10 protein-coding genes are annotated in these 12,239 nt (G+C 64.0%); 7 read left to right on the top strand and 3 right to left on the bottom strand.

The window, feature by feature from the left end; genetic code table 11:
* Positions 1 to 17: 17 nt before the first annotated feature.
* Positions 18 to 2,288, top strand: coding sequence for an ATP-dependent Clp protease ATP-binding subunit ClpA (gene clpA, locus ABE528_RS18035; RefSeq protein WP_152955990.1), 2,271 nt, complete (start codon positions 18 to 20; stop codon positions 2,286 to 2,288).
* A gap of 182 nt (positions 2,289 to 2,470) precedes the next feature.
* On the opposite strand, the gene infA is transcribed toward clpA, so the two are convergent.
* The 3 genes from infA to aat form a co-directional block, all read right to left on the bottom strand.
* Positions 2,471 to 2,689 (bottom strand): translation initiation factor IF-1, encoded by a 219-nt coding sequence (gene infA, locus ABE528_RS18040; RefSeq protein ID WP_002553999.1) that lies wholly within the window; start codon positions 2,687 to 2,689, stop codon positions 2,471 to 2,473.
* A gap of 101 nt (positions 2,690 to 2,790) precedes the next feature.
* Positions 2,791 to 3,498, bottom strand: a complete 708-nt coding sequence (locus ABE528_RS18045; RefSeq protein WP_152955991.1) for an arginyltransferase — start codon at positions 3,496 to 3,498, stop codon at positions 2,791 to 2,793.
* Positions 3,499 to 3,555: 57 nt separating this feature from the next.
* Positions 3,556 to 4,236: a leucyl/phenylalanyl-tRNA--protein transferase gene (gene aat / locus ABE528_RS18050; RefSeq protein ID WP_346653683.1), complete on the bottom strand. Its 681-nt coding sequence runs from the start codon at positions 4,234 to 4,236 to the stop codon at positions 3,556 to 3,558.
* Between the two features lie 362 nt (positions 4,237 to 4,598).
* On the opposite strand from aat, the gene ABE528_RS18055 reads away from it, so the two are divergent.
* The 6 genes from ABE528_RS18055 (at position 4,599) to cysG (ending at position 12,210) form a co-directional block, all read left to right on the top strand.
* On the top strand, positions 4,599 to 7,112 hold the full coding sequence (locus ABE528_RS18055; protein WP_178120062.1) for a DNA translocase FtsK: 2,514 nt from the start codon (positions 4,599 to 4,601) through the stop codon (positions 7,110 to 7,112).
* Between the two features lie 62 nt (positions 7,113 to 7,174).
* The gene (lolA, locus tag ABE528_RS18060; RefSeq protein ID WP_060511141.1) at positions 7,175 to 7,798 is read left to right on the top strand and encodes an outer membrane lipoprotein chaperone LolA; all 624 of its coding nucleotides are present in this window, start codon (positions 7,175 to 7,177) and stop codon (positions 7,796 to 7,798) included.
* Positions 7,799 to 7,810: 12 nt separating this feature from the next.
* Complete coding sequence (locus ABE528_RS18065) at positions 7,811 to 9,136, top strand: replication-associated recombination protein A (RefSeq protein ID WP_152955993.1); 1,326 nt, start codon at positions 7,811 to 7,813, stop codon at positions 9,134 to 9,136.
* Positions 9,133 to 9,507: a fluoride efflux transporter CrcB gene (gene crcB / locus ABE528_RS18070; protein ID WP_346653684.1), complete on the top strand. Its 375-nt coding sequence runs from the start codon at positions 9,133 to 9,135 to the stop codon at positions 9,505 to 9,507. Before ABE528_RS18065 ends, crcB begins: the two co-directional genes overlap by 4 nt.
* Positions 9,508 to 9,537: 30 nt before the next feature.
* Positions 9,538 to 10,818 carry a serine--tRNA ligase gene (gene serS / locus ABE528_RS18075; protein WP_152955994.1) on the top strand — a complete coding sequence of 427 codons (1,281 nt, stop codon included), beginning with the start codon at positions 9,538 to 9,540 and terminating at the stop codon, positions 10,816 to 10,818.
* Complete coding sequence (cysG, locus tag ABE528_RS18080) at positions 10,819 to 12,210, top strand: siroheme synthase CysG (protein WP_346653685.1); 1,392 nt, start codon at positions 10,819 to 10,821, stop codon at positions 12,208 to 12,210.
* Positions 12,211 to 12,239 lie beyond the last annotated feature (29 nt).

A 12,239-nucleotide genomic window follows, 5' to 3' on the forward strand; every position in this document is an offset into this window, starting at 1 on the left:
GGGTATGAGGTGAAGCTATGTTAAACCGCGAGCTCGAAGTCACCCTCAATCTTGCCTTCAAGGAGGCTCGTTCGAAGCGTCATGAGTTCATGACCGTCGAACATCTGCTGCTGGCACTCCTTGACAATGAGGCTGCTGCGACCGTTCTGCGCGCCTGTGGCGCCAATCTCGACAAACTCAAGCACGACCTGCAAGAGTTCATCGACTCCACTACACCCCTGATCCCCGTCAACGACGAAGACCGCGAAACCCAGCCGACCCTGGGCTTCCAGCGTGTGCTGCAACGTGCCGTGTTCCACGTGCAGAGTTCCGGCAAGCGCGAAGTCACCGGCGCCAATGTGCTGGTGGCAATCTTCAGCGAACAGGAAAGCCAGGCCGTGTTCCTGCTCAAGCAGCAGAGCGTGGCCCGTATCGACGTGGTCAACTACATCGCCCACGGCATCTCCAAGGTGCCGGGCCATGGTTCGCATTCCGAAAGCGACCAGGAAATGCAAGACGAAGAGGGCGGCGAAACCTCCTCTTCGAGCAACCCGCTGGATGCCTATGCCAGCAACCTGAACGAGCTGGCCCGTGCCGGCCGTATCGACCCGCTGGTGGGCCGCGAGCAGGAAGTCGAGCGTGTGGCGCAGATTCTGGCCCGCCGACGCAAGAACAACCCACTGCTGGTCGGTGAGGCTGGTGTTGGCAAGACCGCCATCGCTGAGGGCCTGGCCAAGCGTATCGTCGACGGCCAGGTGCCTGACCTGCTGGCGCAGAGCGTGGTGTATTCGCTGGACCTCGGTGCGCTGCTGGCCGGTACCAAATACCGCGGTGATTTCGAAAAACGCTTCAAGGCGCTGCTCGGTGAGCTGAAGAAGCGCCCGCAAGCGATTCTGTTCATCGATGAAATCCACACCATCATCGGTGCCGGTGCGGCGTCTGGTGGGGTGATGGATGCGTCCAACCTGCTCAAGCCGCTGCTGTCGTCCGGTGAGATTCGTTGCATCGGTTCGACCACCTTCCAGGAATTCCGCGGCATCTTCGAGAAAGACCGTGCCCTGGCGCGGCGCTTCCAGAAGGTCGATGTCAGCGAGCCATCGGTGGAAGACACCGTGGGCATCCTGCGCGGCCTGAAAGGCCGCTTCGAGAGCCACCACAACATCGAGTACAGCGACGAAGCCCTGCGCGCCGCCGCCGAGCTCGCCTCGCGCTACATCAATGATCGCCACATGCCGGACAAGGCCATCGACGTGATCGACGAAGCGGGTGCCTATCAGCGCCTGCAGCCTGAGGCGAACCGGGTCAAGCGTATCGACGTGCCGCAGGTCGAGGACATTGTCGCCAAGATCGCGCGGATTCCGCCGAAGCACGTCACCAGTTCCGACAAGGAGCTGCTGCGTAATCTCGAGCGCGACCTGAAGCTGACCGTGTTCGGTCAGGACCAGGCCATCGACTCGCTGGCTACCGCCATCAAGCTGTCCCGTGCCGGCCTCAAGTCGCCGGACAAGCCGGTCGGTTCGTTCCTGTTCGCCGGCCCGACCGGTGTGGGCAAGACCGAGGCGGCGCGGCAGCTGGCCAAGGCGCTGGGTGTCGAGCTGGTACGCTTCGACATGTCCGAATACATGGAGCGCCACACTGTGTCGCGCCTGATCGGTGCGCCACCCGGCTACGTTGGTTTCGACCAGGGCGGCCTGCTGACCGAGGCGATCACCAAGCAACCGCACTGCGTGCTGCTGCTCGACGAAATCGAGAAGGCCCACCCGGAAGTCTTCAACCTGCTGCTGCAGGTGATGGACCACGGGACCCTGACCGACAACAACGGGCGCAAGGCCGACTTCCGTAACGTGATCCTGATCATGACCACCAACGCCGGTGCCGAAACCGCCGCGCGTGCCTCGATCGGCTTCACCCATCAGGACCACGCGTCCGATGCCATGGAAGTCATCCGCAAGAGCTTCACGCCGGAGTTCCGCAACCGTCTGGACACCATCATCCAGTTTGGCCGCCTGAGCACCGAGACGATCAAGAGCATCGTCGACAAGTTCCTCATCGAACTGCAGGCGCAGCTGGAAGACAAGCGTGTGCTGCTGGAAGTCAGCGATGCCGCCCGCGGCTGGCTGGCGGTGTCCGGCTACGACGTGCAGATGGGCGCACGGCCGATGGCGCGGCTTATCCAGGACAAGATCAAGCGGCCGCTGGCCGAGGAGATCCTGTTTGGCGAGCTGGCCGAGCATGGGGGCGTGGTGCACGTCGACCTGCGCGATGGCGAACTGGTGTTCGACTTCGAGACTACGGCTGAGGTTGCCTGACAGTGGGGCAGGGCTGTACCCGTGGGAGCGGCTTTAGCCGCGAACACCGGCGCAGCCGGTACCATCCACCGCGTTAGGCTCTTCGCGGGTGAACCCGCTCCCACAGGCTGCGAAGCAGCCCCATACAATCTGACAGGCACAAAAAAGCCCGGCACATGGCCGGGCTTTTTCATGGCTAGAGCTTAGCGCGCACGGTAAGTGATGCGGCCCTTGCTCAGGTCGTAAGGCGTCAGTTCGACGCGGACCTTGTCGCCAGTGAGAATACGGATGTAGTTTTTGCGCATCTTTCCGGAGATGTGCGCGGTTACGACGTGCCCGTTTTCCAACTCCACGCGGAACATGGTGTTGGGCAGGGTGTCGACGACAGTGCCTTCCATTTCGAAGCTGTCTTCTTTCGACATGCAGTAGTGCCCTCGGATCCAGTGTTGGCCCGACGCATAACCGCACCGGGCAAAAAAGTGGCGTGGATTATGCCCGAAAACTGCGTGTCAAGCCAATGCTTTCAATTGAGGGTGACCCAGCGCTGGTTTATCAACAGCTCGATAGGCCGATACTGCGTCTTGTAGTTCATTTTCTTGCAGTTCTTGATCCAGTAACCCAGGTACACCGCCTCCAGGTTCTGGCGCAGGGCTTCGGTGATCTGCCAGAGAATGGCAAAGCGCCCTAGGCTGCGGCGTTCTTCTTCGGGTTCGTAGAAGGTGTACACCGCCGACAGGCCGTTGGGCAGCAGGTCGCAGACGGCGACTGCCAGCAGGCGGCCTTCCAGGCGAAATTCGTAGAACCAGCAGAACGGCAGGTCGCGCACCAGGAAGGTGGAAAACTGGTCACGGCTCGGCGGGTACATGTCGCCATCGGCGTGGCGGGTCTCGATGTAGCGCCGGTACAGGTCGAAATACTCTTCCTTGAACGCCGGGCGGGCGGCCGTCACGGTCAGGTCGGCGTTGCGCTTGAGGATGCGCCGCTGCTGGCGGTTGGGGATGAAGCGCGCGGCGGGAATGCGCGCCGGTACGCAGGCATTGCAGTTCTGGCAATGCGGCCGGTACAGGTGGTCGCCACTGCGGCGAAAGCCCATTTCCGACAGGTCGGCATAGACATTCACGTCCATCGGCTGGCTGGGGTCGAGGAACAGTGTGGTGGCCTGTTCATCCGGCAGGTAGCTGCAGGAGTGGGGTTGAGTGGCATAGAACTTCAACCGCGCCAACTCTGTCATGATCAACCCCCCTCGGTGTGACTTTGCTTTAAGTGTAAGCCAGCTGGCAGAACTCGCCTAGCAAACCCAGGTGGCGCTGTTGGGCTGGTCGAGGTGCTGTGCCAGGTAGTCGGCAAAGCGCGCGCGGCTGATGGCGCGGGCACCGAGGCTGTGCAGGTGGTTGGTCGGCATCTGGCAGTCGATCAGCACGAAGCCGGCCTGGCGCAAATGGTCGACCAGCGTCACGAAGCCGACCTTGGAGGCATTGTCGGCGCGGCTGAACATCGATTCGCCGAAGAACAGCTGGCCGATGGCAAGGCCGTACAGGCCGCCGACCAGCTCGCCGTCTTCGCGCACTTCCACCGAATGGGCAATACCGCGCCGGTGCAGCTCGCAGTAGGCATTGCGCATGGTGTCGGTGATCCAGGTGCCGTCGGCATAGTCGCGCGGGGCCGCGCAGGCGGCAATCACCGCCGGGAAGTCGCTGTCGAAACTGACCTGGTAGCGGCCCTGGCGCATCAGCTTGGCCAGCGAGCGCGAGACGTGCAGCTCGTCCGGGAGCAGCACCGTGCGCGGGTCGGGCGACCACCAGAGGATCGGCTGGCCGTCCTGGTACCAGGGGAAGCAGCCATGCCGGTAGGCTTGCTCCAGGCGCTCGGGGCTCAGGTCGCCGCCAGCGGCGAGCAAGCCGTTGGGGTCGTGCAGGGCCTTTTCCAGGGGCGGGAAGGTCAGCGAGTCGCGGGTTAGCCAGGTGAGCATGGTCTATCGTGCGGTGGGGGAGGGGAGAGGGCAGCATGGCGCGCAGTGCTTGCGGGGTCAATGCTGGCAGGGGCAAGAGTCATTGGCGGGCAGCAGAATAGGCAATTTCCTACACATTCATGAAAGCGTAGGCACCATCCGCTACATTTGCTGTCACACCTGTGCAAAAACACAGCATAAGCCTTTGTCACAAAAGAAAATGCATGCTCAAATTGCACCTATACGAAAGTCGCCCCCACTCGAGCTCCATACGGCGTGCCGTCATGGCGGCTGGCGGGCAGTAATGTTAAAAGTAGTGGTTCATTGGCCAGACACCGGCCGATCACTACTGGACGCGCAGCACGCGCAGGAATAGACGCGTTTTGAAGAAATCCACCGCAACTCCAGCTCCTTTGCCTGTGCCCCTGTGGCGGCAGCAGCTGCATTACCGCCTCAAGGAAGGTGCGTTGATCGCTGTCGGCGCCCTGTGCCTGTACTTGTGGATGGCACTGCTGACCTACGATACGTCGGACCCGGGCTTCAGCCACACCAGCAACATCGACCAGGTGCAGAATGCCGCCGGGCGTGCCGGTGCGTACTTCGCCGACATCCTGTTCATGGTGCTCGGCTACTTCGCCTATATCTTCCCGCTGCTGCTGGCGATCAAGACCTGGCAGATTTTCCGCGAACGCCACCAGCCGTGGCAGTGGAGCGGCTGGTTGTTCTCCTGGCGGCTGATTGGCCTGGTGTTCCTGGTGCTGTCGGGCGCGGCCCTGGCGCATATCCATTTCCACCCGCCGGCGAGCCTGCCGTTTTCCGCGGGCGGTGCGCTGGGCGAAAGCCTCGGCGACCTGGCGCGCAACCTGCTGAACGTGCAGGGCAGCACGCTGATGTTCATCGCCCTGTTCCTGTTCGGCCTGACCGTGTTCACCGACCTGTCGTGGTTCAAGGTGATGGACATGACCGGCAAGATCACCCTCGACCTGTTCGAGCTGGTGCAGGGCGCGGCCAGCCGCTGGTGGGAAGCGCGCAACGAACGCAAGCGCCTGGAAGCACAGCTGCGTGAAGTTGACGACCCGGTGTTCGACCTGGGGGCGAAGGCCACCGACAAGCGCGAGCCGGCCAAGCCGGCGCTGCGCGAGCGCATCTTCAAGCGTGAGGAAGCGCCGGCCCAGCCCGTTGAACCCCGCGAACCGACCCTGGCGCGTGAGCCTGTCGTGCGCACCGAGCCGACCCTTACCCGCGAACCTGTCGTGCCGCGTGATCCCGTGGTGCCGCGCGAGCAGCCGATTGCAGCGGCGCCGACCATCGTGCCACCGGCCGCCGCCAGGGCGCCGGAGCCGAGCAAGCGGGTAATGAAGGAAAAGCAGGCGCCGCTGTTCGTCGACAGCGCCGTGGAAGGTACCTTGCCGTCGATTTCCATCCTCGACCCGGCCGAAGAGAAGAAGATCGAGTACTCGCCAGAATCCCTGGCCGGTGTCGGCCAGTTGCTGGAAATCAAGCTCAAGGAATTCGGCGTGGAAGTCTCGGTGGACTCCATCCACCCGGGCCCGGTGATTACCCGTTACGAAATCCAGCCGGCTGCTGGCGTCAAGGTCAGCCGCATTGCCAACCTGGCCAAGGACCTGGCGCGGTCGCTGGCGGTGACCAGTGTGCGGGTGGTCGAAGTGATCCCCGGCAAGACCACCGTGGGTATCGAGATCCCCAACGAAAACCGGCAGATGGTGCGCTTCTCGGAAGTGCTCGCCACGCCGCAGTACGACGAGCAGAAATCGCCGGTCACCCTGGCCCTGGGCCACGATATCGGCGGCAAGCCGGTGATCACCGACCTGGCCAAGATGCCGCACCTGCTGGTGGCCGGTACTACCGGTTCCGGTAAGTCGGTGGGTGTCAACGCGATGATCCTGTCGATCCTGTTCAAGTCCAGCCCGGAAGACGCGCGGCTGATCATGATCGACCCGAAAATGCTCGAACTGTCGATCTACGAGGGTATCCCGCACCTGCTGTGCCCGGTGGTTACCGACATGAAGGACGCCGCCAACGCCCTGCGCTGGAGCGTGGCCGAGATGGAGCGGCGCTACAAGCTGATGGCGGCCATGGGCGTGCGTAACCTGGCTGGCTTCAACCGCAAGATCAAGGACGCCCAGGAAGCCGGCGAGATCATCCATGACCCGCTGTACCGCCGCGAGAGCATGGACGACGAGCCGCCAGCGCTGAAGACCCTGCCGACCATCGTCGTGGTAGTCGACGAATTCGCCGACATGATGATGATCGTCGGCAAGAAGGTCGAAGAGCTGATTGCCCGTATCGCCCAGAAAGCGCGGGCCGCCGGTATCCACCTGATCCTCGCCACCCAGCGCCCGTCGGTGGACGTGATCACCGGCCTGATCAAGGCCAACATCCCGACCCGCATGGCGTTCCAGGTGTCGAGCAAGATCGACTCGCGGACCATCATCGACCAGGGCGGCGCCGAACAGCTGCTCGGCCACGGTGACATGCTGTACATGCCGCCGGGCACCAGCCTGCCGATCCGGGTGCACGGTGCGTTCGTTTCCGACGATGAAGTGCACCGCACGGTCGAGGCGTGGAAGCTGCGTGGCGCGCCGGACTACAACGACGACATCCTCAATGGCGTCGAGGAGGCCGGCAGCGGCTTCGAAGGCGGCGGCGGTGGTGGCGATGGTGACGATGCCGAAACCGATGCCCTGTATGATGAGGCCGTGCAGTTCGTGCTGGAAAGCCGCCGCGCTTCCATCTCGGCGGTGCAGCGCAAGCTGAAGATCGGCTACAACCGCGCTGCGCGGATGATCGAGTCGATGGAGATGGCCGGCGTGGTCACCCCAATGAACAGCAACGGCTCGCGGGAAGTGATTGCCCCGGGCGGCCCGCGCGACTGATGAACACCTTGCCGGGCGCCAACGGTGGCGCCCGGCCTTTTCAATGCTCAATGAGGATTCCCATGCGCGCGATTCGCATGCTGTTGGTTTCTGCCCTGACCCTGGGCTCGGTTACTGCTTATGCCGGTGAGCAAGACGTACAACGCCTGACCCAATTGTTGGAAAAATCCCAGACCATCGAGGCCAACTTCTCGCAGCTGACCCTGGACGCCGGCGGCACCAGCCTGCAGGAAACGTCCGGCAAGATGACCGTGAAGCGCCCGGGCCTGTTCTACTGGCACACCAATGCGCCGCAGGAGCAGGTGGTGGTGTCCGACGGCAAGAATGTCACCCTGTGGGACCCGGACCTGGAACAGGCGACCATCAAGAAGCTCGACCAGCGCCTGAACCAGACCCCGGCACTGCTGCTGTCCGGTGATGTGTCGAAGATCAGCCAGAGCTTCGACATCACCTCCAAGGAGCAGGGCGATGTGATGGACTTCACCCTCAAGCCGAAGACCAAGGACACCCTGTTCGACTCGCTGCGCGTGTCGTTCCGCAAGGGCCTGATCAATGACATGCAGCTGATCGACAGCGTCGGCCAGCGCACCAACATCCTGTTCAATGGCGTCAAGGCCAACCAGGCGGTGCCGGACAGCCAGTTCAAGTTCGACATCCCCAAAGGCGCCGACGTCATCAAGGAGTAAGCAGAGCTCGCCATGGACCTGTTTCGAAGCGAACCCGTCGCCCAGCCTCTCGCTGCCCGCCTGCGCCCGTCCAACCTGGACGAGTACGTCGGCCAGGAGCACCTGCTGGCGCGCGGCAAACCGTTGCGCGAGGCGCTGGAGCAGGGTGCGCTGCACTCGATGATCTTCTGGGGGCCGCCAGGGGTGGGCAAGACCACCCTGGCGCGGCTGCTGGCTCAGTTTTGCGATGCGCACTTCGAAACGGTGTCGGCGGTGCTGGCCGGGGTCAAGGAGATCCGCCAGGCGGTCGAGGTGGCCAAGCAGCAGGCCGGCCAGTATGGCCGGCGCACCATCCTGTTCGTCGACGAAGTGCACCGCTTCAACAAGTCCCAGCAGGATGCCTTCTTGCCCTACGTGGAAGACGGCACGCTGCTGTTCATCGGTGCCACCACCGAGAACCCGTCGTTCGAACTGAACAACGCCTTGCTGTCGCGGGCGCGGGTGTACGTGCTCAAGAGCCTCGACGAAGCGGCGCTGCGCAAGCTGGTCAACCGTGCGCTGACCGAAGAGCGCGGGCTCGGCAAGCGCAACCTGCGTGTCGGTGACGACGCCTTCAAGATGCTCATGGCCGCCGCCGATGGCGATGGCCGGCGCATGCTCAACTTCCTGGAGAATGCCTCCGACCTGGCTGAAGATGGCAGCGAGATCGACGTCGAGATGCTGCAAAGCCTGCTCGGCGACAGCCGCCGACGCTTCGACAAGGGCGGCGAGGCGTTCTACGACCAGATTTCCGCGCTGCACAAGTCGGTGCGCGGCTCCAACCCCGATGGCGCCCTGTACTGGTTCGCCCGCATGCTCGATGGCGGCTGCGACCCGCTGTACATCGCCCGCCGCGTGGTGCGCATGGCCAGCGAGGATATCGGCAACGCCGACCCGCGCGCCTTGAGCCTGTGCCTGGCGGCCTGGGACGTGCAGGAGCGCCTGGGCAGCCCGGAAGGCGAGCTGGCGGTGGCCCAGGCCATCACCTACATCGCCTGCGCGCCGAAGAGCAATGCGGTGTACGTGGGCTTCAAGGCCGCGCTGCGCGAGGCTGCCGAGCATGGCTCGCTGGAAGTGCCACTGCACCTGCGCAATGCCCCGACCAAGCTGATGAAGCAACTGGGCTACGGCGAAGAATACCGCTACGCCCACGACGAGCCCGATGCCTATGCCGCCGGCGAGGATTACTTCCCCGAAGCGCTTGAGCCGCGCCAGTATTACCAGCCCGTGCCGCGAGGCCTGGAGCTGAAGATCGGCGAGAAGCTGCGCCACCTGGCCGACCTTGACCGCAACAGCCCTCGCCAACGGAGAAAATCGTGATTGCATTGATCGCCGCAGTAAGCGCGGGCGGTATTGCCGGGACCTTGATGCGCTTTGCCACTGCCAATTGGGTCGCGGCCAACTGGCCACGGCACTTCTATCTCGGTACGCTGGCGGTCAACCTGGTTGGCTGCCTGCTGATCGGCCTGCTTTATGGCCTGTTCCTGCACAAACCACTGGCGCCGGTCGAACTGCGCGCCGGCCTGATCGTCGGCTTCCTTGGCGGCCTGACCACCTTTTCTTCCTTCTCGCTCGATACCGTGCGCCTGATCGAAAGTGGGCAAGTGCCCCTCGCCTTGGGCTATACCAGTATCAGCGTGGTGGGCGGGCTTCTGGCCACCTGGGCCGGCCTGTCGCTGACCCGATTCTGAACCAACACTTATCCATAACGAGAGAACGATATGCTCGATTCCAAACTGTTACGCGGCCAACTTCAGGAAGTGGCGGATCGCCTGGCCTCCCGTGGCTTCAGCCTGGATGTCGCGCGCATCGAATCACTGGAAGAGCGCCGCAAGGCGGTGCAGACCCGCACCGAGCAGCTGCAAGCCGAGCGTAACGCCCGTTCCAAGTCGATCGGCCAGGCCAAGGCCAAGGGCGAGGACATTGCCCCGCTGATGGCTGACGTCGAGCGCATGGCCAATGAACTGGCTGCCGGCAAGGTCGAGCTGGACGGTATCCAGGCTGAACTGGACGGTATCCTGCTGACCATCCCCAACCTGCCGGACGCCAGCGTTCCGGTCGGCGCCAGCGAAGACGACAACGTCGAAGTGCGCCGCTGGGGCACGCCGACCGCTTTCGATTTCGAAATCAAGGACCACGTCGCCTTGGGCGAAGTCAGCGGTGGCCTGGACTTCGAAGCTGCGGCCAAGTTGTCTGGCGCGCGCTTTGCCGTGCTGCGCGGGCCGATCGCCCGCCTGCACCGCGCCCTGGCGCAATTCATGATCAACCTGCATACCGGCGAGCACGGCTACGAGGAACACTACACCCCGTACCTGGTGCAGGCCCCGGCCTTGCAGGGTACCGGCCAACTGCCGAAGTTCGAGGAAGATCTGTTCAAGATCACCCGCGAAGGCGAAGCCGACTTCTACCTGATCCCGACGGCCGAAGTTTCGCTGACCAACCTGGTCGCCGACCAGATCCTCGACGCCAAGCAGCTGCCGTTGAAACTGGTTGCGCACACCCCGTGCTTCCGCAGTGAAGCCGGTGCGTCGGGCCGTGACACCCGTGGCATGATCCGCCAGCACCAGTTCGACAAGGTCGAGATGGTCCAGGTGGTCGAGCCGTCGAAGTCGATGGAAGCCCTGGAAGGCCTGACCGCCAACGCCGAGCGCGTGCTGCAACTGCTGGAACTGCCCTACCGCGTACTGGCCCTGTGCACCGGCGACATGGGCTTCGGCGCCGTCAAGACCTACGACCTGGAAGTGTGGGTACCGAGCCAGGACAAGTACCGCGAAATCAGCTCCTGCTCCAACTGCGGCGACTTCCAGGCCCGCCGCATGCAGGCCCGCTGGCGCAACCCGGAAACCGGCAAGCCCGAGCTGGTGCACACCCTCAACGGTTCCGGGCTGGCCGTAGGCCGCACCTTGGTGGCCGTGCTGGAGAACTACCAGCAGGCCGACGGTTCGATCCGTGTACCGGACGTGCTGAAGCCGTACATGGGCGGCGTCGAGGTCATCCGCTAAATGGATTACCTGCCGCTGTTCCACAAGCTGCAGGGCGGCCGGGTGCTGGTCGTCGGCGGCGGTGAGATCGCCTTGCGCAAGGCGCGCCTGCTGGCTGATGCCGGCGCCGCGCTGCGCGTGGTGGCGCCGGACGTCGACGGCCAACTGGCCGCGCTGGCCCGGGAAGGTGGCGGTGAGGTGCTGGTGCGTGGCTATCAGGCGGCCGACCTGGTCGGCTGCCGGCTGGTGATCGCGGCCACCGACGACCCTGGGCTCAACGCCCAGGTGTCGGCCGATGCGCAGGCGCTGAGCCTGCCGGTCAACGTGGTGGATGCGCCGGCCCTGTGCACGGTGATCTTCCCGGCCATCGTCGACCGCTCACCGTTGGTGATCGCGGTGTCCAGTGGCGGTGACGCCCCGGTGCTGGCGCGTTTGATTCGCGCCAAGCTGGAGGCCTGGATTCCGTCGGCTTATGGTGAGCTGGCCGGGCTGGCTGCGCGGTTCCGGCACAAGGTCAAGTCCTTGTACCCGGATGTCAATCAGCGCCGTGGCTTCTGGGAAACCGTGTTCCAGGGCCCGATTGCCGAGCGCCAGCTGGCCGGGCAGGGCGCCGAGGCCGAACGCCTGTTGCAGGCAATGGTAGACGGTGCGCCGGTGCAGCAGGGCGGTGAGGTGTATCTGGTGGGGGCGGGGCCGGGCGATCCGGACTTGCTGACCTTCCGTGCCTTGCGCCTGATGCAGCAGGCCGACGTGGTGCTTTATGACCGCTTGGTGGCACCGGCCATCATCGAGATGTGTCGGCGTGATGCCGAGCGCATCTACGTTGGCAAGCGCCGCGCCGACCATGCCGTGCCGCAGGACCAGATCAACCGCCTGCTGGTTGACCTCGCCCTGCAGGGCAAGCGGGTGTTGCGCCTCAAAGGCGGCGACCCGTTCATCTTCGGCCGGGGTGGCGAAGAGATCGAGGAGCTGGCCGAGCAGGGGATCCCGTTCCAGGTGGTGCCGGGCATTACCGCAGCCAGTGGTTGCTCCGCCTATGGCGGCATTCCGCTGACTCACCGCGACTATGCCCAGTCGGTACGTTTCGTCACCGGCCACCTCAAGGATGGCACCAGCAACCTGCCTTGGCATGACCTGGTGGCGCCGGCCCAGACCCTGGTGTTCTACATGGGCCTGGTGGGGTTGCCGACCATCTGTGCCGAGCTGATTCGCCATGGGCGGGCGGCCAGTACGCCAGCTGCCCTGGTGCAGCAGGGGACCACGCGCAATCAGCGGGTGTTTACCGGCACCCTGGCGGATCTGCCGGAGCTGGTGGCCCAGCATGAGGTGCATGCGCCGACCCTGGTGATTGTCGGGGAAGTGGTGCAGTTGCGCGACAAGCTGGCCTGGTTCGAAGGCTCGCAAAACAGCTGAAATCGTTGGGGCTGCGAAGCAGCCCCGGC

This window comes from Pseudomonas sp. TWI628, from assembly GCF_039673865.1.
GTDB lineage: Bacteria > Pseudomonadota > Gammaproteobacteria > Pseudomonadales > Pseudomonadaceae > Aquipseudomonas.

What these genes read in the sequence shown, in the direction of transcription:
- lolA (WP_060511141.1), top strand. Translation starts at nt 7,175, where the DNA reads ATGCGCGCGATTCGCATGCTGTTGGTTTCTGCCCTGACCCTGGGCTCG.
- ABE528_RS18065 (WP_152955993.1), top strand. Translation starts at nt 7,811, where the DNA reads ATGGACCTGTTTCGAAGCGAACCCGTCGCCCAGCCTCTCGCTGCCCGC.
- ABE528_RS18045 (WP_152955991.1), bottom strand. Translation starts at nt 3,498, where the DNA reads ATGACAGAGTTGGCGCGGTTGAAGTTCTATGCCACTCAACCCCACTCC.
- clpA (WP_152955990.1), top strand. Translation starts at nt 18, where the DNA reads ATGTTAAACCGCGAGCTCGAAGTCACCCTCAATCTTGCCTTCAAGGAG.
- aat (WP_346653683.1), bottom strand. Translation starts at nt 4,236, where the DNA reads ATGCTCACCTGGCTAACCCGCGACTCGCTGACCTTCCCGCCCCTGGAA.
- infA (WP_002553999.1), bottom strand. Translation starts at nt 2,689, where the DNA reads ATGTCGAAAGAAGACAGCTTCGAAATGGAAGGCACTGTCGTCGACACC.
- cysG (WP_346653685.1), top strand. Translation starts at nt 10,819, where the DNA reads ATGGATTACCTGCCGCTGTTCCACAAGCTGCAGGGCGGCCGGGTGCTG.
- serS (WP_152955994.1), top strand. Translation starts at nt 9,538, where the DNA reads ATGCTCGATTCCAAACTGTTACGCGGCCAACTTCAGGAAGTGGCGGAT.